Origin of the sequence: Shinella kummerowiae, from assembly GCF_009827055.1 — a bacterium.
Lineage (GTDB): Bacteria > Pseudomonadota > Alphaproteobacteria > Rhizobiales > Rhizobiaceae > Shinella > Shinella kummerowiae.
The window spans coordinates 207,166-226,463 of the sequence record NZ_WUMK01000009.1 but is presented as its reverse complement, the minus strand read 5'-3'; the positions used below and the strand labels follow the sequence as shown (position 1 = coordinate 226,463).

The 19,298-nt window shown below is 64.9% G+C and carries 19 protein-coding genes; 11 read left to right on the top strand and 8 right to left on the bottom strand.

Translation table 11 applies throughout. The features are described 5' to 3' along the window. Nucleotides 1–182 precede the first annotated feature (182 nt). Nucleotides 183–1,340: a PA0069 family radical SAM protein gene (locus tag GR138_RS23250; protein WP_160861641.1), complete on the bottom strand. Its 1,158-nt coding sequence runs from the start codon at nt 1,338–1,340 to the stop codon at nt 183–185. Nucleotides 1,341–1,516: 176 nt separating this feature from the next. On the opposite strand from GR138_RS23250, the gene GR138_RS23245 reads away from it, so the two are divergent. Next, on the top strand, nt 1,517–2,050 hold the full coding sequence (locus tag GR138_RS23245) for a glycosyltransferase family protein (RefSeq protein ID WP_160861640.1): 534 nt from the start codon (nt 1,517–1,519) through the stop codon (nt 2,048–2,050). A gap of 33 nt (nt 2,051–2,083) precedes the next feature. Here the strand turns inward: GR138_RS23245 and GR138_RS23240 are convergent, their stop codons facing one another. The 5 genes from GR138_RS23240 to GR138_RS23220 all read right to left on the bottom strand — a co-directional run bounded on the left by GR138_RS23240 (nt 2,084) and on the right by GR138_RS23220 (nt 7,611). Then, nucleotides 2,084–3,076, bottom strand: coding sequence for a calcium-binding protein (locus tag GR138_RS23240; RefSeq protein WP_160861639.1), 993 nt, complete (start codon nt 3,074–3,076; stop codon nt 2,084–2,086). A 78-nt stretch (nt 3,077–3,154) separates the two neighbouring features. Continuing rightward, nucleotides 3,155–3,703: a molybdenum cofactor biosynthesis protein B gene (gene moaB / locus GR138_RS23235; protein WP_160861638.1), complete on the bottom strand. Its 549-nt coding sequence runs from the start codon at nt 3,701–3,703 to the stop codon at nt 3,155–3,157. After that, entirely contained in the window at nt 3,690–4,589 is a 900-nt protein-coding gene (locus GR138_RS23230; RefSeq protein WP_160861637.1) for a 4-(cytidine 5'-diphospho)-2-C-methyl-D-erythritol kinase, read from the bottom strand. Before GR138_RS23230 ends, moaB begins: the two co-directional genes overlap by 14 nt. Further along, the gene (locus GR138_RS23225) at nt 4,590–6,431 is read right to left on the bottom strand and encodes a tetratricopeptide repeat protein (protein WP_160861636.1); all 1,842 of its coding nucleotides are present in this window, start codon (nt 6,429–6,431) and stop codon (nt 4,590–4,592) included. 163 nt (nt 6,432–6,594) lie between these two features. Further along, complete coding sequence (locus GR138_RS23220) at nt 6,595–7,611, bottom strand: polyprenyl synthetase family protein (RefSeq protein WP_160861635.1); 1,017 nt, start codon at nt 7,609–7,611, stop codon at nt 6,595–6,597. Between the two features lie 108 nt (nt 7,612–7,719). Between GR138_RS23220 and GR138_RS23215 the strand changes: the two genes are divergently transcribed. The 6 genes from GR138_RS23215 (at nt 7,720) to GR138_RS23190 (ending at nt 12,609) form a co-directional block, all read left to right on the top strand. Then, the gene (locus GR138_RS23215) at nt 7,720–7,941 is read left to right on the top strand and encodes a putative signal transducing protein (protein ID WP_160861634.1); all 222 of its coding nucleotides are present in this window, start codon (nt 7,720–7,722) and stop codon (nt 7,939–7,941) included. 231 nt (nt 7,942–8,172) lie between these two features. After that, complete coding sequence (locus tag GR138_RS23210) at nt 8,173–8,958, top strand: tRNA1(Val) (adenine(37)-N6)-methyltransferase (protein WP_160861633.1); 786 nt, start codon at nt 8,173–8,175, stop codon at nt 8,956–8,958. A 72-nt stretch (nt 8,959–9,030) separates the two neighbouring features. Beyond that, entirely contained in the window at nt 9,031–9,906 is an 876-nt protein-coding gene (locus tag GR138_RS23205) for a S49 family peptidase (protein ID WP_160861632.1), read from the top strand. 77 nt (nt 9,907–9,983) lie between these two features. Continuing rightward, the gene (locus tag GR138_RS23200; RefSeq protein ID WP_160861631.1) at nt 9,984–10,175 is read left to right on the top strand and encodes a hypothetical protein; all 192 of its coding nucleotides are present in this window, start codon (nt 9,984–9,986) and stop codon (nt 10,173–10,175) included. Between the two features lie 212 nt (nt 10,176–10,387). Further along, nucleotides 10,388–11,458 carry a dTDP-glucose 4,6-dehydratase gene (locus tag GR138_RS23195; protein WP_160861630.1) on the top strand — a complete coding sequence of 357 codons (1,071 nt, stop codon included), beginning with the start codon at nt 10,388–10,390 and terminating at the stop codon, nt 11,456–11,458. A gap of 188 nt (nt 11,459–11,646) precedes the next feature. After that, on the top strand, nt 11,647–12,609 hold the full coding sequence (locus GR138_RS23190; protein ID WP_160861629.1) for a glycine--tRNA ligase subunit alpha: 963 nt from the start codon (nt 11,647–11,649) through the stop codon (nt 12,607–12,609). Between the two features lie 4 nt (nt 12,610–12,613). On the opposite strand, the gene GR138_RS23185 is transcribed toward GR138_RS23190, so the two are convergent. Together GR138_RS23185 and GR138_RS23180 are read right to left on the bottom strand one after the other, a co-directional pair. Next, nucleotides 12,614–13,507 (bottom strand): alpha/beta fold hydrolase, encoded by an 894-nt coding sequence (locus GR138_RS23185; RefSeq protein WP_160861628.1) that lies wholly within the window; start codon nt 13,505–13,507, stop codon nt 12,614–12,616. A gap of 106 nt (nt 13,508–13,613) precedes the next feature. Continuing rightward, a complete protein-coding gene (locus GR138_RS23180; protein ID WP_160861627.1) occupies nt 13,614–13,811 on the bottom strand; it encodes a hypothetical protein in 198 nt (65 codons plus the stop codon). A gap of 217 nt (nt 13,812–14,028) precedes the next feature. Here GR138_RS23180 and GR138_RS23175 point away from each other — a divergent pair, with 217 nt between their 5' ends. The 4 genes from GR138_RS23175 (at nt 14,029) to glyS (ending at nt 19,298) form a co-directional block, all read left to right on the top strand. Further along, nucleotides 14,029–14,577, top strand: coding sequence for a LemA family protein (locus GR138_RS23175; protein WP_160861626.1), 549 nt, complete (start codon nt 14,029–14,031; stop codon nt 14,575–14,577). A 17-nt stretch (nt 14,578–14,594) separates the two neighbouring features. Next, entirely contained in the window at nt 14,595–16,526 is a 1,932-nt protein-coding gene (locus tag GR138_RS23170) for a DUF2207 domain-containing protein (RefSeq protein WP_160861625.1), read from the top strand. Nucleotides 16,527–16,723: 197 nt separating this feature from the next. Then, nucleotides 16,724–17,182: an endonuclease domain-containing protein gene (locus GR138_RS23165; RefSeq protein ID WP_338091146.1), complete on the top strand. Its 459-nt coding sequence runs from the start codon at nt 16,724–16,726 to the stop codon at nt 17,180–17,182. A 1-nt stretch (nt 17,183) separates the two neighbouring features. Continuing rightward, nucleotides 17,184–19,298, top strand: coding sequence for a glycine--tRNA ligase subunit beta (gene glyS / locus GR138_RS23160; protein WP_160861624.1), 2,115 nt, complete (start codon nt 17,184–17,186; stop codon nt 19,296–19,298).

The following is a 19,298-nucleotide window of genomic DNA, read 5'->3' as shown; positions in this document are numbered from 1 at the left end:
GGAAGACGGACCGGAAGAGATGGCGCATTTTCCCGAGCCGGCCGGCCGGGGCAATTGCGCGAAATTTCAAATCATTGCCGCAGCCCTGACAGTGAGGTGGGCCTTGGCTTCATCTGCCAGGGGATGGGTCGTCCCGGCATGGGCCGCATCGGGGGCGGTCAAAGTCCGCCCGGCCGCGCTTTTCAGAGCAGGGACAGTTGCACCCCGCTGCCTGATGGCGGCACGAACTGGTCGCTGGCGAGGCTGCGACGGGTACGGGTCAAGCCCAGCCGCTTGCCGGCCATCTCGAAGCGCCGGGCGATCTGCCAGGCATAGGGACCGGCGCCCTTCATGCGCTTGCCGAACTCGGCGTCGTAATCCTTGCCGCCGCGCATGGAGCGCACCAGCGACATGACGTGACGGTAGCGATCCGGATAGTTGCGCAGCAGCCAGTCGCGGAACAGCGGGCTGACCTCCAGCGGCAGACGCAGCAGCACATAGCTCGCCTCAAGCGCGCCGGCCGCCTTGCCCGAATCCAGCACTCGCTCGATTTCGTGGTCGTTGAGGCCGGGAATGATCGGCGCCATCATGATGGCGGTCGGGATGCCGGCCTCGGACAGCGCACGGATCGTCTCCAGCCGGCGCGGCGGGGTGGCAGCGCGCGGTTCCATGGTGCGGGCGAGCTTGCGATCGAGCGTGGTGACGGACATGCCGACCCAGGCGAGGCCGCGCGCCGCCATGCGGGAGAGAATGTCGATGTCGCGCATGACCAGCGCCGACTTGGTGACGATGGAAACCGGGTGATTGGCCTTGTCCAGCACCTCAAGCATCTGGCGCATGATGCGCCACTCCTTCTCGATCGGCTGGTAGGGATCGGTATTGGTGCCGATGGCAATGACACGCGGCTTGTAACCGGGCTTGGACAGCTCGCGTTCGAGCATCTTCGGTGCATCCGGCTTGGCGAACAGCTTCGCCTCGAAATCGAGACCGGCGGAGAGGCCCATGAAGGCATGGGTCGGCCGGGCGAAGCAGTAGATGCAGCCGTGCTCGCAGCCGCGATAGGGATTGATCGAACGGTCGAAGGGGATATCGGGCGATTCGTTGCGGGTGATGATGGTGCGCGGCTTCTCGACCTGCACTTCCGTGCGGAAGGGCGGCAATTCCTCCAGTGTCTGCCAGCCGTCGTCGAACCCTTCGCGCGTCACCGGCTCGAACCGGCCGGTGAAATTCAGCCCGGCGCCGCGGCCGCGCCGGCGATCCACCCCGATGCGCATGCCGGTCTGGGCCATCAGCGCTTCGGCAACGTCTTTCGTGTGGCCGGGCGCTAGTGCACCCTGCCTGAGATCGGCAAGATCGTTCATGGCTGTCTCCGGCGGAGCAATCTTGCCCCTGGTTCGATGACTATATTCCTATCGCGGGAATGAGAACATTGCAAGAACAAATTTCTGCCCGGCGCTAACCATACCGCCTAACCATGCCGCGCGATGCCGGATCCAGTGCGGTGGAAATCGATGCTGCATTGCGGTATTGAAGGAGAATGCTGACGATCATCATGGAATGCCGGGACAACGAGGCGGAACTGGCGCAGACATTGTCCGCGCTGGTCACGGGCGCTGTCGAGGGTGTCGTGCGCGATGTGATCGTGCTCGACCACGGCTCGCGCGACGGTTCCGCCAAGGTGGCGGACGCGGCTGGCTGCCGCTTCCTGACGAGCTGGGATATCAAGGACGTGGTGCGCTCCGCGCGCGGCGACTGGCTGCTGCTGCTGGAGCCGGGTGGCCGGCCGATGACCGGTTGGGTCGATGCGATCGTCGATCATGTTTCGGTTAATGCCGGCCCGGCGCGGTTCCTCGGCTCGCGCAGCCATCGCCGCCCGTTCCTCCAGCGTGTTGGCCGACGAAGCCCGCCGCTGGAGCAGGGATATCTCGTCACCAAGCAGCAGGTCATGGCGTCCGTCCGCACCGGCATGACGCTCGCCGATGTCGCGACCGGTGGGCGCGCACGCACGCTCGTAACGGAAATCGTGCCCGCCTGGGCGGTGAAGGCCATGCGGGCGCAAGTCGCAGGTTGACGCGCGGGGCAGGGCGGCCGGACGACCGACGTCCTAAAGCACGAAATCGCTTGCAACCAAGGCAGCGACGCCCTGCACCTCGATCTGGAAGTCGGCGCGCCCGTCGCCATTGATATCTCCCGAAACGATGCCGTCCTTGAAGCGCAGCTGGCCGGCGCTGCTTGAGAAATTGCTGTCGCCGATGAAGGTGAAGGCCTGGTTGCCAGCCTGGCTGGTGTTCGCGTCGATGTCGCGCACATCGATCCGGTCACCCTGGTTGTGGTTGAAGTCGAGGATGACGTCGCGGTTGGCACCGACGGCCGATTCGGCGCGGAAGTTGAAGTCGAAGCGGTCGGCGCCGCTGTCGCCCTGCAGGAGGTCGTGCCCGAGGCCGCCCACCAGCACGTCGTTGCCGCCGCGGCCGGCAATCGCGTCGTCGCCGGCAAGGCCCTTGAGCACGTTCTTGACGTTGGAGCCGAAGAGCGCGTCGCCGGCATTGGTGCCGTCCGCGTTCTCGATGCTGATCAGCGTCTCGAAGCGGTTGGCGCCGGTCTGGGCGAGCCCTTGCAGCAGGTCGATGCCGACGCCGGAACCGCCGAGGACCGTATCGTCGTCACGCGGCAGGAAGCTGATCGAATCGACGCCGCTGCCGCCATTGAAGGTGTTCTGCTGGCCGACGGAAAAGAAGCGGTCGTTGCCGGCCTCGCCGAGATAGGTGCTCTTGAAGGTGCTGACGACGATCTTGTCGTTGCCGTCTCCGGCCCGCACGAGGTCGGCGCGCTCGCTTGCGAAGGAGCCGAAGCCCGTGCCGACATAGGTATCGTTGCCGGCGCCGAGAAGGATGACATTTCCATCCTCCTTCATGTTGACAACGCTGTCGTTGCCGGCGCCCGCATCGACGCTGTTGCGGCCGCCGAAATCGTCGGTGCGGTTGAGGATGATCGTGTCGTTGCCGGCAAGCGCCCGGATGGTCAGCTCGACATTGCTGATGCTGCCGCCCTGGGCGATACGGTCCGCGTCATTGGTTCCGGTGATCGTGCGTGCCATGTTCGCTCTCCCTCGCTCTGTGCTGGTGGGAGAGTGATAGATGCGGCGAACGCGGCGCGCAGTGCCCTATGGAACAGGTCAGCCGGCCGAGCGCTTAAGGTGCTCGTCGAGGCGCGGCATGATTTCCACGAAGTTGCACGGCATATGGCGGTAGTCGAGCTGCGCTTTCAGGATGCCGTCCCAGGCGTCCTTGCAGGCGCCGGGCGAGCCGGGCAGCACGAAGATGAAGGTGGCGTTCAGCACGCCGCCGGTCGCGCGCGACTGGATGGTCGACGTGCCGATCTTCTCGTAGGAGATGCGGTGAAAAACCGCGGAAAATCCGTCCATCCGCTTTTCGAAGATCGGTTCCAGCGCTTCAGGCGTCACGTCGCGGCCGGTAAAGCCAGTGCCGCCCGTGGTAATGACGACGTCCACCGCGGTATCGTGCGTCCAGGCTTCCACCTGTGCGCGGATCGCGGCGATATCGTCCGGCACGATGGCGCGGGCGACAAGGCGGTGGCCCGCGTCCTCGATACGGGCGACGAGCGTGTCGCCGGAGCGGTCCGTTTCTGGCGTGCGGGTGTCCGACACCGTCAGCACGGCGATGCCGACCGGGAGAAAGGGCCTCGTCTCGTCAATGCGTGCCATCATCGGCTCCAAGAGTGCGGGTGGCGGTGAAGAACCAGGATGGATGCCGGATCGCGAGCGCCGTCGCCGCTCTATCTGCCGCCGCATCGGACGGGTATAGCGCGAAACAGGTCGCGCCGGAACCGGACATGCGCACCAGGGTCGCGCTGGTGACCGCGAGGCTTTCGGAGATCGCAGCAATATCGGGGCAAAGCGCGCGGGCCGGTGGCTCCAGATCGTTGCGCAGCCGGCCGATCGCTTCCGGCCAGTCGGCGGGCGCCCTGTCGAGGACGAGCGGCGGATTGTGTTTCGAGGCTAGTGCCTTGAAGACGGCGGGCGTCGAAACCCCGACAAGCGGATTGGCGAGCACCATGGGCAGGGATGGCATCGGCACCGGCGTGATGTCCTCGCCGACGCCGCGGGCAATCAGCGGGCGGCTGGCGAGGCACATCGGCACATCGGCGCCGAGGCTAATCGCCATGGCGTCTAGCGCGGCTTTCGGCACGTCTGTCTGCCACAGGGTGAGGAGGCCGCGCAGCGTGGCCGCCGCATCCGCCGAGCCGCCGCCGATACCGGAGGCGATGGGCAGGTTCTTTTCAAGATGGATGTGCACCGGAGGGCTCGCCCGGCCGGATGCGGCCAGGGCACCACGCAGGCGGTCACGGGTGCGCGTGACGAGGTTGTCGGCGTCCGCGGCAAGCGCATCGCCAAAGCGGCCGGAGAGCGTGAGACGATCTTGCGCCGCCGGCGACAGGCCGATGCGGTCGCCGAAGGCGGTGAAGGTCACAAGGCTGTCGAGGAGATGATAACCGTCCTCGCGCTGGCCGATAACGGCGAGCGCTAGGTTGATCTTGGCCGGCGCCTGCTCGGTGACGGCAAAGCCCGGCAGGCTGGCGGTGCCTGGCATTTACGACTTGCGGTCTGCGGCAGCGCCTTCCGGAGAGACATTCTGCACCGGCTTTTCATCCTTCGCCTCGGCGGAGGCCGGCTCGGTCTTCTTCAGCTCCGGCAGGCCGTTCTCGACCTTCAGCTTGATCTTGGGGATTTCCGCCTCTTCCGGCTTCAGGCCGAGCGCGCGGTTCCACTGGAACGTCGCCTCCAGCTTGCGGCCGACGCGCCAATAGGCATCGCCCAGATGGTCGTTGATCGTCGGGTCGCCGGCCTTGAGCTCCGCTGCCCGCTCCAGTTCCGCCACGGCGTCGTTGAAGCGGTTGAGGCGGAAATAGGCCCAGCCGAGCGAATCGACGATATAGCCATCATCCGGCTTGAGGGCGACGGCGCGACGGATCATGTCCAGACCCTCGTCGAGGTTCTTGTTCATGTCCACCCAGGAATAACCCAGATAGTTCAGCACCTGCGGCTGCTCGGGGTTCAGTTCCAGCGCCTTGCGGAAGTTCGGCTCGGCCTTCTCCCATTCCTTCAGCCGCTCATAGGCGATGCCGCGCTGGAAGAAGACGCTCCAGTGGTTGCGGGTCGGAACAGCGCCGATCGCTTCCACCGCGCGATCGTACAGCGTCGCCATGTCCTTGTAGTCCTTGGCATCGGACAGCACGCTGCCGAGCGCCAGATAGCTGCGCAGATCCGCGGGATCGGCATCGATCAGCGCCTGAAGATGCTTCTTGGCCTCCGGGACCTTGCCCGTATCGGCGAGGTTGAGGCCGAGCTGCAACTCGGAAATGCGCCGCATCGGCGACTTTTCCGGCACGGCGCGATAATAGTCGATCGCCTTTTGCGGCTTCTTCTGGTTCTCGGCAAGGCCGCCGAGCAGCACCAGCATGTCGTCGCTGTCCGGATCGAGCGCGCGCGCGACCTGGAGATAGAGCGAGACGATGTCTTCGGCGCCATCGCGGTTGAGCGCCCCGCCGATCGAGAAGAGCACGGCGGCAGCGCCCTGCGCGGCGGTGCGGACCTGCTGTTCCTGCTTCTCGCCGGCCTCGATGCTCTGGCGCAGCGCCTTCAGCGGTGCGTAGCTGGTGATGAAGTTGTCACCGACCGAAATCGCATCCAGCGCCTTCTGCTTGTTGCCTTCGCGCGCTTCGAGACGGGCGAGCGCCATCACGGCACGAATGAACGTGTCGGGTGCCGCACCTGCACCATTGCGGTCGAGGATCGCCTCGTTGAGGCGCGCGCGGGCGGTCGCCTTGTCACCGGATGCAGCCGCGAGCGCGCCGGCATGGTAGTTCTTGAAGATGGCAAGCCATTCCGGCCCTTCCATCCCGCTGATCAGCTTGAGTGCCTCCTTTGACTTGCCGTCGCCGAACTTGGCCCAGGCAAGCAGCAGGTCGTTCATCATCTTGTCGAGGTCGTTCGGCCCCTTGTAGACGAGCATCTTTTCGGCGGATTTGTATTCCCGCTTGCGGATCGCTTCCATGCCGCGCACGACGGCCGTGATACGCTCGACGGACGAATCGTTCTTCAGCGTGTCGGCGAGTTTCACGCCTTCATCGAAGTCGCCGTTCATCAGCTGCGTGATCATCAGCCGCTGCTTGACGTCGAGATTGGTCGGGTCGAACTGCAACGCGATCTTGTAGAGCGTGACGGCGGTCTCGTAGTCCTTGTCGAAATCCGCCGTGCGGGCGGCAAGGAAGGCGCCGGAGAAGGTGTTGACGTTCAAGGGGTCGAACGGCGTTTCCTCGGCTACCGCCGCCGCGGGCTTTTCCTCCGCATAGGCCGCGAGAGGGCCAGTCAGCACGAGGCTGGCCGCAATCGCCACGCCGGAAAGAAGCCGAAGGAGAAGGGAATGCCGCATCAAAATGCCTTTCCAGCAGGAATGAAATAAGCCCCGGAAGCCTCGCATGACAAATCCTGCCACGATGGCGCCCAAATCAGTCACGGACTCATGACGGTAGAGAATGGCTTTTTTGGCGCGGTGCGGCAAGAAAATCCTGCCGGACCGTTTTCACGCCGTCCGATCAGCTGACGCGGGCGATGGAGAAGTCGATGACTTCGAGCAGCGCGTTCTTCCAGGGGCTGGCCGGCAGCGGTGCCAATGCATCGCGGGCGATCATGCCGTAATGCTGGGCGCGGGCGATGGTGTCCGTCAGGCCGCCATAGCGGGTGATCAGCCCGAAGGCGCGTTCCAGATTGGCGTCGTCGCTCTGGCCGCCTTCGATGGCGTCCCGCCAGAAGGCGCGGTCTTCCGCCGTGCCGCGGCGCCAGGCCAGGATGACCGGCAGCGTGATCTTGCCTTCGCGGAAATCATCGCCGGTGTTCTTGCCGAGATCGGCCGCCTTGCCGCCGTAATCCAGCGCATCGTCGACGAGCTGGAAGGCGAGGCCGAGATTCATGCCGTAGGATTTGAGCGCATTGCGCTCCGCCTTGCTGGTATTGGCGATGATTGGGCCGACTTCGGCGGCGGCAGCAAAGAGGGCGGCCGTCTTGGCGCGGATGACCTGGAGATAGTCGTCCTCGGTCGTTTCCATGTTCTTGGCGACGGAAAGCTGCAGCACCTCGCCTTCGGCAATCACGGTCGCGGCGGTCGACAGCACGTCGAGCGCCTCCAGCGAGCCGACCTCGACCATCATCTTGAAGGCCTGGCCGAGGAGGAAATCGCCGACGAGCACGCTCGCCTGGTTGCCCCAGATCATGCGCGCGGTGGATTTGCCGCGGCGCAGGTCGCTTTCGTCCACCACGTCATCATGCAGGAGCGTCGCCGTGTGCATGAACTCGACGCTGGTCGCGAGCTTGATGTGATGGTCGCCGTCATAGCCGAACATCGCGGCGGCGGCGAGGGTCAGCATGGGGCGCAGGCGCTTGCCGCCGGACGAGATCAGGTGGTTGGCGACCTCCGGGATCATCTGCACGTCGGAACCGGCCTTCGACAGGATGAGCTGGTTCACCCGCTCCATGTCGGCCTTCGTGAGGTCGACGAGCGGCTTGACCGACGCCTGTTTGTTTTTGCCTTCTTCAAGCGGTATCACGACGCCCAAATGCCCGGACTCCTGTTCATTTTTGTTGAAAGACAATAGAAAGCGGGGCTTGCTGCGGCAAGAGGCGAATTGTCCCGCCTCGGCAATAATGGCTGGAAAAAGACCGGAATGATCGAACTGATCCGCACCAACGACGCCGTGCTGCTTTCCTTCGCGGAAAGCCTGATGAAGGAAGCCGGCATCCACTGCCTGATCGCCGACCAGGCGATGAGCATCCTCGAAGGCTCGCTCGGCATGCTGCCGCGCCGTTTTCTCGTGGAAAGCGACCGCGAGGATGAGGCACGGCAGATTTTCACGGATGCGGGGCTGGCGGCGGAGCTGCGCCCGTGAGAGTGGGCTTCGCGCCGGGGCATGCAGCCTGCCGCGCGTCTTGCCTCGCGGGGAGGTCAGATGTGGAACGAAAGATGGCTCGTCCTTCCCCTTCTCCCCGACGGGGAGAAGGTGCCGGCAGGCGGATGAGGGGGCCGGGCGGATGAAGCTTTTATTTTTTGTGCCTGCGACCCCCCTGGGGGAGAAGGGGCTTCTCGGTGCCCTCTCCGATCTACATAGGGTCGCTCCCTCATGACCGTCGCCGAAACCGTCGATGCCTTCCACTACGGGCGCTTCCACGTCGTTCAGCCGAAGGGCACAGGGCATCGCTCCGGCATGGATGCCATGCTGCTCGCCGCCCTCGTGGCCGGTGAGGGACCGATGCGGGTGGCCGATCTTGGCGCGGGTGCCGGCGCTGCCGGCCTCGCCGTCGCCGCGCGGATCGAGAAGGCCGACGTGCTGCTCGTCGAGCGGTCCGCCCTCATGGCCGATTTCGCCCGCAAATCCGTCGCGCTGGAGGCCAATGCCGCCCTTGCCGGCCGCCTATCCGTTCTCCAGGCGGATGTCTCGCTGTCCGGCAGGGCGCGGGTTGCCGCCGGCCTGGCCGACGACGTTCACGATCACGTCATCATGAACCCGCCCTTCAACGATGGCGCCGATCGCCGCGCGCCGGATGCATTGAAGGCGGAAGCGCACGCGATGGACGAAAACCTCTTCGAGCGCTGGATCAAGACGGCCGGCGCCATCCTGAAGCCCGGCGGCCAGCTCTCGCTGATCGCCCGGCCGGAATCGATCGCCGACATCATCGCCGCCTGCGGCCGCCGCTTCGGCGGCATCGAAATCACGCCGATCCACCCCCGCGCGGGCGAAAGCGCCCACCGCATCCTCGTGACCGCCATAAAGGGCTCCCGCGCCCGCCTCGCGCTGCGCATGCCGCTCATCATGCATGACGGCCCGCAGCACGCCTTCACGCCCTTCGTCAACGACCTGAACAACGGTCGGGCAAGCTATCCGCGCCTGTCAAAAACCCGAATTTGAGGGCGCGCCATTGTGTTTTCGCCCGTCGTGCATACATCAGCCGGGCAGATAAACAGGAGACAGGATCGCGCGATGGCCGGATTTTTGAAGACGCTGGTGCCGAAGAGATTTCGCAAGGAAGGTGTCGCGATCCCGGTCGTCCGTTTGAACGGCGCGATCATGGCGAGTGGCAGCCAGTTCCGGCCGCCGCTCAATCTTTCCACGGCGGCACCGGCGCTGGAAAAGGCGTTTGCCTACAAGGATGCGCCGGCGGTGGCGATCTCCATCAACTCGCCCGGCGGCTCGCCGGTGCAGTCGCGGCTGATCTTCCAGCGCATTCGTGAGCTCGCCGCCGAGAAGAACAAGCGCGTGCTGGTCTTCGTCGAGGATGTTGCGGCGTCCGGCGGCTACATGATCGCACTGGCCGGCGACGAGATCTTTGCCGATCCGACCTCGATCGTCGGCTCCATCGGCGTCGTCTCCGGCGGCTTCGGCTTTCCGGAAATGCTGAAGAAGATCGGCGTCGAGCGCCGCGTCTACACGGCCGGCAGCAACAAGGCGATCCTCGACCCGTTCCAGCCGGAGAAGGAGAGCGACATCGAGTATCTGAAGTCGCTCCAGCTCGAAATCCACCAGGTCTTCATCGACATGGTGAAGGAGCGTCGCGGCGCGAAACTCGCCGACGACCCGGACCTGTTTTCCGGCCTGTTCTGGACCGGCGGTCGCGGCAAGGCGCTCGGCCTCGTCGACGGGCTCTCGGACATGCGCTCGGAGCTGAAGCGGCGCTATGGGCCGAAGACGCGGCTTGAGCTGGTCGCCGCGCCCAAGGGCCTGTTCGGCCGCAAGGCGCCGGGCATCGGGGGGCTTTCCGAGGACATCGCCGGCCGTATAGGCTCGGCCGGCGTCGCGGCCGTTGCCGGGCTCGCGGAAGAAAAGGCGCTGTGGGGCCGCTTCGGGCTTTCCGGATAAGGCAAGGAGCAATTCCAGCAAGAGTGTGAAGCGGTTTTGCGTTCGGAATTGCGAAAAAACAAAAAAGGGGAGGGGCTATGGCCCAGATCATTTTTCTTCTTTTGATCGTCGGCCTGGCCTGGTTCGGCTACCGCAAGTTCATCGCGGATGCCGAGCGGTTGAGCAAGATCAACAAGCGTGCCGAAGAGGAACGCCGCACCGGCGCCACCGGCACGCTGGTCAAGGACCCGCAAACCGGCGAATATCGCGTGCGCCGCGACGACGAGTAACGTTTTGGCACAGTCGCGTGCCGTGTCGGGAAGCGTAAAGCGGCCCTGTCGTGCCGGCTCGACACGTTAACCATTCTACGTAAGGTTAATATCCGATTTACCGCCATGCAGCCTGGGGTTTTACTTGCTCCCGCGCGCAGGAAGACCGATCTAACGGTTCAGGATCGCCATGAGGGCGGTCTGCAAGGCGCCTGCGATGAACGGAGTACACCATGGCCTCGCTCGACCTCGATCGGATCCGCACCATCGTCGTGACGGGTGGTGCCGGCTTCGTCGGCTCGCACATCGTCGACGACCTTCTCGTTCATTGCCCGAATGCACGTATCCGCGTGCTCGACAGCTTCACCTATGCCGCCGACATGGCGCATCTCGACGCCGCCTTCCGCACGGGCCGCGTGACCTTGCAGGAAGGCGACGTCGGCAATCTCGATCTTGTGACCGAGATGCTGAAGGACGCCGATCTCGTGGTGCATGCGGCCGGCGAAAGCCATGTGGAACGCGCCTTTTCCGTGCCGGAACGCTTCACGCTCGCCAATGCGCTGGGCACTCAGGTGCTGGTGGAGGCGATGGGCCGCCGCCGTGTGCCCTTGATGATCCATATCAGTTCCGCCGAGGTCTACGGCGCCGGCAACGGCCAGCCGATCGGCGAACTCGCGCCGCTCCTGCCCGACAATCCGCACGGCGCCTCCAAGGCCGCCGCCGAAATGCTGATCGCCGGCCTGCGCCGCTCTTTCGATCTCGATATCCGTGTGCTGCGCCCGGTCAACATTGTCGGCACGCGCCAGAATGTCGAAAAGCTGCTGCCGCGCTTCCTGGAGCTGGCGACCGTCGGCCGCGCGCTGCCGGTGCATGGCGACGGCGCGCAGAAGCGGGCTTTCGTTGCGGTCTCGGATCTCTGTTCGGCGCTGCGCAGCGTGGTGTCGACCGGTGCGGAGAATGCCACCTACAATGTCGCCGGCGACGAACTGCACGACGTGCTCTCCATCGCCCGGATGGTGCTGGATACGGTTCAGGGCTCCGTTGCGGGCGTCAGCTTCATCGGCGGCCGACCCGGCAATGTTACCCGCTCGCCGCTGGATACCCGGGCGCTGCGTGCGCTCGGCTGGCAGCCGGCAGGTTCGCTGCGCCGCGAACTTCCCGTGCTTGCGGCCTGGTATGCCGCGCGCGTGCCGGGCGGCGTTCGCCGGCAGATGAGCCAGGTGCCGGATCTTGCCCCGCAGCGGGTCCAGGCGGTCACGCAGGTTGCCGGCTCCGGCCTCTTCCGCTCGCTCGAGCGGCACTGAGGCTGAGAGGGGTTAGGCAATAGCCAGTAGCCAGTAGGGTTTAGGCATGGGGCGCCGCGATAAGACTTCGTCCGACGATTCACGCCCTACTGCCTATTGCCTACTGCCCAACTCCTCTTTCCCTTGACCCCTCGGGCGCATCGTGGCACCAGTCCGCCAGCTTTTCCAAAGAATGCCGGACGAAACCGATGACCTCAGCCGCCCTGCCTGACCACATGAACCCGACCCGCTCCTTCCAGGGGCTGATCCTGACGCTGCACAACTACTGGGCGGACAAGGGCTGTGCGGTGCTTCAGCCCTATGACATGGAAGTGGGTGCGGGCACGTTCCATCCGGCAACGACACTGCGTGCGCTCGGCCCCCGCCCGTGGCGCGCCGCCTATGTGCAGCCGTCGCGTCGCCCGTCCGACGGCCGCTATGGCGAGAACCCGAACCGTCTGCAGCACTATTACCAGTACCAGGTCATCCTGAAGCCGAACCCGTCGAACCTGCAGGAACTCTATCTCGGCTCGCTCGCCGCCATCGGCCTCGATCCGCTGCTGCACGACGTGCGCTTCGTCGAGGACGACTGGGAAAGCCCGACACTCGGCGCCTGGGGTTTAGGCTGGGAGTGCTGGTGCGATGGCATGGAAGTGTCGCAGTTCACCTATTTCCAGCAGGTCTGCGGCATCGAGTGCTCGCCGGTTGCCGGTGAGCTGACCTATGGCCTCGAGCGCCTCGCCATGTATGTGCAGGGCGTCGACAACGTCTACGACCTCAACTTCAACGGCCGTGAGGGCGCGGAAAAAATCACCTATGGCGACGTCTTCCTGCAGGCCGAGCAGGAATATTCCCGCCACAACTTCGAATTCGCCGACACGGCCATGCTGCACCGCCATTTCATCGATGCGGAGAAGGAGTGCCAGGCGCTGCTCGCCGCCGGCGCGCCGGGTGACGCAGAGAACCAGCGCCTGCACAAATGTGTGCTGCCGGCCTATGACCAGTGCATCAAGGCCAGCCACGTCTTCAACCTGCTCGATGCGCGCGGGGTCATCTCGGTGACCGAACGGCAGAGCTACATCCTGCGGGTGCGCACGCTGGCCAAGGCCTGCGGCGAAGCCTTCCTGTTGACGGATGCCGGTGGCGTGAACTGGACCAAGGACGCGGCCTGAGCGGCTATCCAGCGTAGCGGGTCAGGTCGAGCACGGCTTCAGCGAAGGCGTCCGGCGTTTCCTGGGGCAGGTTGTGGCCGGCGCCGGGAACGATGCGCCGGTCATAGGATGCCGTGAAATGCCGCCTGTGGTGATCGATGGGCGAGGGCGGGTCGACGCCATCGTCGGCCCCCAAAAGCACGATCGTCGGAACGGAAATATCCGGCTGCCGTGCCAGCCTTGCCTCGATGCCGGCAAAAGCCGGGTCGCCGGGAATACCGCCGAAGCGATGCCGGTAGGAATGGATCACGATCTCGACGAAATCCGGATTGTCGAAGGCGGCGGCCGAGCGATCGAACGTCGCCGCGTCGAAGCCCCATGTCGGTGACCAGAGTTTCCAGATGAAAGTGCAGAGCTCCCGGCGGTTTTCCTGCAAGGCCCGGCGACCGCGCTCCGAATGAAAATAATACTGATACCAGTAGCGCGCCTCTTCCTCCGGTGAAGCGGGCGTGCCCGCCTGCGCGATGTCCTGGATATTGTAACCCTGGCCACAACTGACGAGCCCTTGCACCCGCTCCGGCCACAGCGCCGAGACGATGCACGCTGCGCGCCCGCCCCAGTCGTAGCCGCCAAGACAGGCCTTCTCGATGGACAGCGCGTCGAGCAGGGCAAGGAGGTCCGCGCCGAGTGCGGCCTGCTCGCCGGAGCGGGGCGTTTCTGCGGAAAGAAAGCGGGTCGCGCCAAAGCCGCGCAGGAAGGGCACGATGCAGCGATGGCCCGCGGCAGCGAGCATTTCGGTGACCGCATCATAGGCGTGCACATCGTAGGGGAAGCCATGCAGCAGCACGGTGGCAGGCCCGTCAGCGGGCCCGGTCTCGATATAGGCGATCTCGAGCGATCCGGCGGCTACGGTCTTCATCCCAGGGTCCTCCGTCACGGACAGGCAGGCCGCACCGGCGGCACCGTCATTTCAATATGATCGGCAGGATCGTTTCGGCAAGGGCGGCCGGCGGAGGGAGCGGGCCTCAAGCGATCGTCGTGACCTTCACGCCGAGTTCCCAGACGGGTTTCAGCGTCGGGAAGGCACCGGTGGGGAGCTGGCCGGCATAGGTCTGGAGAGCCCGGCGCACACCCGACGGACGATCGACCGCAGCGCCCATCGTGTAGGCGAGGAACAGGGCGGTGAAACCGAGAACGTTGATGGTGAGGACGAGGGCTTTCATGACGGTCGCTTCGGGGTTCGTGTTGTCGATGAGCGACTATCGGCCAAAGCCCGCCGCCGCGCGGTTCCCGCGGTGACAGGGTGAAGGGAAACGAGACGTCGGCGATCTTCCCCTTCTCCCCAGCGGGGAGAAGGTACCGGCATGCGGATGGGGGGCTTTCCAGCCCTGTTACGAATGTTAAGGTCGCGGCGAACGCACAGAAGGAGTGGAGAACGTCATGATCGGTCTGGCAATCGCGGCGGTGGTCGTCATCTACGCCATCATCATCTACAACGGCCTGGTGCGCGCCCGGCAGGTGAAGGAGGAGGCCTGGTCCGGCATCGACGTGCAGTTGAAGCGCCGCGCCGATCTCATTCCTAACCTCATCGAGACCGTGAAGGGCTACGCGAGCCACGAGAAGGAGACGCTGGAAAAGGTCGTCGAACTGCGCAACCGCGCGCAGGCCGTGCCATCAGGCGATGTCGCCGGCCGCGCCCAGGCGGAAGGCCTGCTCAGCCAGGCGCTCGGCCGCATCTTCGCCCTTGCCGAGGCCTATCCGGATCTCAAGGCCAACCAGAACTTTGCCGAGTTGCAGCAGACGCTGGAAACGCTGGAGGATGAAATCCAGATGTCGCGCCGCTACTACAACGGCGCTGCCCGCGATCTCAACGTCAAGGTCGAAAGTTTCCCGTCGAACCTCGTCGCCAGCCTCTTCAAATTCCTCAAGGCGCCCTATTTCGAGATCGAAAACCCGGCCGACCGGGCTGTGCCGACAGTGAAGTTCTAGATTTGAGGTCCCATGTGATGCGGATTGCCGCTCTCCTGACACTGTGGCTCTGCCTTCTGGTCGGAGGCGCTGCCCGGGCGGAAGAGTATTTCGACCGCTACCATTCCGATATCGCGCTCGCCAGGAACGGCACGCTGACGGTGACGGAAACGATCCGAGTCTATGCCGAAGGCAACCAGATCCGCCGCGGCATCTACCGCGATTTCCCGCTGACCTTCACGGATGCCGAAGGACGGGAGCGCGAGGTCGGTTTCAAGATCCTGAGCGTCGAGCGCGACGGACGTCCTGAACCCTACCGCACGGAAACCATCCGCCGTGGCATCCGCATCTATTTCGGCTCGGCGGATGTGCTGCTCGACCCCGGCTTCCACCAGTACCGGCTGACCTACGAGACGACCCGGCAGATCCGCTTCTTCGACACGCATGACGAACTGTTCTGGAACGTCACCGGGACGGAGTGGGCCTTTCCCATCCACCGCGCAAGCGCGACGGTGACGCTGCCGGAGGGCGTGCGGGCCGAGGAGCTGACCGTCTTCACCGGTCCGCTCGGCGCGACCGGCAAGGACGCGCGCGCGGAAAACCGCGGCAATCAGGCGAGCTTCGAGACGACGCGCGAACTGGCGGCCCAGGAGGGCCTGACGATCGGCGTGAAAATGCCGACCGGCAGCATCAACCGCCCGACGCCGGAAGAGGAGCGGGCGCTGTTCTTCCAGGACAACCGCAATCTCTTCCTCGCCTTCGGCGGCCTCGTCCTCGTCGTCGGTTATTACCTCTGGGCCTGGCTTTCCGTCGGGCGCGATCCGCCGCGCGGCGTCGTCGTGCCGCGCTGGGATGCGCCGGACGGCATCTCTCCAGCGCTCGTCAACTATATCGACGAGAAGGGCTTTGGCGGGCAGGGCTGGACGGCGATTTCGGCCGCCTTCCTTAACCTTGCGGTCAAGGGGCTGGTCGAGCTTCAGGACCTGAAAAAATCGATCGTCGTCACCCGCACGGACAAGGCTGCCGGCGATCTGCCGACGGGTGAAAAGGTGCTGCTCGGCGCGCTGGGCGCTGCCGGCACGAGCCTTGCCATCGACAAGGCGAACGGCAAGCGCGTGCAGACGCTTGGCGGCAGTTTCCGCGATGCGATGGAAAAGGAGCATCGGCGCAAATATTACCTCGCCAACTGGCCGCAGGCGATCGGCGGCATCCTGCTGTCGCTTGCCTGCCTTGCCGGCCTGCTCCTCTTCGGCTCGCTGCCGGAGGAGGGCATCGTGCTCGTCATCCTGCCGGTCTTTGCCTCGGTCTTCGTGTCGATCTTCGCGGTCGCGCTCGGCCAGAATTTCCGGCGGTCGAAGTCGCTCGGGGCGCGCATCTTCGCGGTTGCCATCATCGCCTTCATCAGCTTTGTCTTCCTGACGGTGTTCGGCGGCATCGTGCTCGCGCTTTTCGCCACCGGTGCCGCGACCGGCCAACTGCCGCTGTTTGCCGCCATTGGCGGCATCGTCGTCACCAATCTGGTGTTCTTCTTCCTGATGGGCGCGCCGACCCCGCTCGGCCGCAAGATGATGGACGGCATCGCGGGCCTGCGCCAATACCTGACGCTTGCAGAAAAGGACCGCATGAACATGGCCGGCGCGCCGGAGATGTCCCCCCGTCATTTCGAGACGCTGCTGCCCTATGCCGTGGCGCTTGGCGTGGAAAAACCCTGGTCGGAAACCTTCGATCGCTGGCTCCTCGCAGCCGCCGCTGCCGGTGCCGCCACCTACCAGCCCGTCTGGTACCACGGCGACAGCCTCTCCTCCGGCAACTTCACCGACCGCATGGGCGGCTTCGCCGGCTCCATGGCCGGCACCATGACGTCGTCACTGCCCGACCCACCGAAAAGCTCCTCCTCCGGCTTCTCCTCGGGTGGCGGTGGCGGCTCCTCCGGTGGAGGTGGGGGCGGCGGCGGTGGGGGCGGGTGGTAGGCCTTGCCCGTTGTGCGGAGGCGGTCACCCCACCCCGGGCCTTTGGCCCGACCCTCCCCCTCAAGGGGAGGGTGGGTGCTCCGCGTTGAAGGTTGGAGTAAATTAAGGACAGTTCGGACTTGGTAAGTCGGTGCGGCAAAGCCTTACCTCCCCCTTGAGGGGGGAGGTCGCCGCGACGCGGCGGGTGGGGGTGACGCGTGGCAGGAAAGAAACCGCTGGGGCTCGATCGCTTCAAGATCGCCAACGCCCGCCGCCTGCGAAACGACAGCACCGATGCCGAAGCGAAGCTTTGGCGCCACCTGGAACGCATCCCGTTGGAGGGTACCCACTTTCGTCGCCAGGTGGCGATCGGCAAATATTTCGCCGATTTCGCTTGCCACCAGAGCGGGCTCATCATTGAACTGGACGGTAGTCAGCACGCCGAGGATGCTGCCCTCCAACAGGACGCCGAGCGTAAGGCTTTTCTTGAAAGCCAAGGCTATGATGTCATCCGTTTCTGGAGCCACGACGTCATAACCGAACTCGATGCCGTCCTGGACACCATTTTTGCCGTTGTACAGCAGCGCCTAACTTTGCTAGCAGAGGCACACGATTTTTACCCCACACCGGCACTGCGTGCCGCCCCTCTCCGCCAAGGCGAGGGTGAGGAAAGTTGACATGCCCGATCTCCTGCTTGAACTCCGCTCCGAGGAAATTCCCGCCCGCATGCAGCGCAAGGCGGCGGGGGACCTGAAGAAGCTTGTCACCGATGCGCTGGTGGAGGCGGGCCTGACCTATGAGGGTGCCCGTGAATACTGGACGCCGCGCCGCCTGACGCTCGATATCCGCGGCCTCAACGCGCGCTCCAGCGACGTGCGCGAGGACATCAAGGGGCCGGCGACGTCGGCGCCCGAGCAGGCGATCCAGGGCTTTCTGCGCAAGGCGGGCCTCGCCTCGATTTCCGAAGCCCATGTGCATTCCGACCCGAAGAAGGGCGATTTCTACGTTGCCCATATCGTCAAGCCGGGCCGTCCGGCCGACGAGATCATCGCCGAGGTGATGCCCGGCATCATCCGCAACTTCCCCTGGCCGAAGTCGATGCGCTCCGGTGCCGCCTCGGCGAAACCCGGCGCACTGCGCTGGGTGCGCCCGCTGCAAACGATCGTCTGCACCTTCGGCTCGGAGACGGAGGAAACGCGCGTTGTGCCCTTCGAGGTCGACGGGCTCGTTGCCGGCAATGTCACCTACGGCCACCGCTTCCATGCGCCGGACGCCATCACCGTGCGCCGCTTCGAGGACTATGCGGCCAATCTGGAGAAGGCCAAGGTCGTGCTCGATGCCGAGCGCCGCAAGCAGATCATCGCCACGGATGCCAACAATATCGCCTTCGCCAACGGCCTCGAACTGGTCGAGGATGAGGGCCTGCTGGAAGAGGTTTCCGGCCTCGTCGAATGGCCGCAGGTGCTGATGGGCACGTTCGATGAAGAGTTTCTGGCGATCCCGCCGGAAATCATCCGCCTGACGATCAAGACGAACCAGAAATGTTTCGTCACCCGCAAGCCGGGCGAAGAGGGGCTCTCCAACCACTTCATCCTCGTCTCCAATATCGAGGCGAAGGACGGTGGCAAGGAAATCGTGCACGGCAACGGCAAGGTCGTGCGCGCGCGCCTTTCGGATGCAAAACACTTCTGGCTGCGCGACCAGCGCGACCTGCCGGACCTCGAGACGCTGACGGCCTCGGCCGAAAAATTCAGCCTCGACCTCAAGAAGCCGCTCGACCAGCGCATGGCCAAGCTTGACGCGCTGAACGTGACGTTCCACGCTAAGCTCGGCACGCAGGGCGAGCGCGTCGAGCGCATCCGCACGCTCGCTGCTGAACTCGCGAAGGTGACCGGTGCCGATGCGGCGCTCGTTGATCGCGCGGTGGTGCTTGCCAAGGCCGATCTGCGCACGGAAGCCGTTGGCGAATTCCCGGAACTCCAGGGCATCATGGGGCGCAAGTATGCGGTCCTTCAGGGCGAGGACGCCGCTGTCGCCGAGGCGATCGAAGACCATTACAAGCCGCAAGGCCCGTCCGACCGCGTACCCGCGGGCAAGGTCGGCCTGACGGTCGCGCTCGCCGACAAGCTCGACACGCTTATCGGCTTCTGGACGATCGATGAGAAGCCGACCGGTTCGAAGGATCCCTATGCGCTGCGCCGTGCCGCGCTCGGCGTCACCCGCATGCTGCTGGAAAAGAACATCCGCCTTCCGCTCGGCTCCGTTGTGAAGGATCCGGACCTTCTCGCCTTCTTCCAGGATCGCCTGAAAGTCTACCTGCGCGACATGGGCGCGCGTCACGACCTGATCGACGCTGTGCTGACGCCGGAGGCGGTTGACCTGCTGATGGTCGCCCGCCGTGTCGAGGCGCTGACGGCGTTCATTACCTCCGAAGAGGGGCAGAACCTGCTCGCCGGCACCAAGCGCGCCACGCAGCTTCTCGCTGCCGAAGAGAAGAAGGGTACCGTCGTCGAAGGCGCGGTCTCGGCCGATCTGCTGAAGCTCGATGCGGAAAAGGTGCTCTACGCCGCTGTTGAAACGGCCTCATGTGACGCGGCTGCCGCCGTTGCCCAGGAGGATTTCCGCTCCGCCATGGAAGCGCTGTCGGCCCTGCGTGCGCCGGTCGACCAGTTCTTCAACGACGTGCTCGTCAACGACGAAGACCCGGCCATCCGCGCCAACCGCCTCGCCCTTCTCGCCGCCATTCGCGCGGCGACGGGCACGGTCGCGGATTTCTCGAAGATCGCGGGGTGA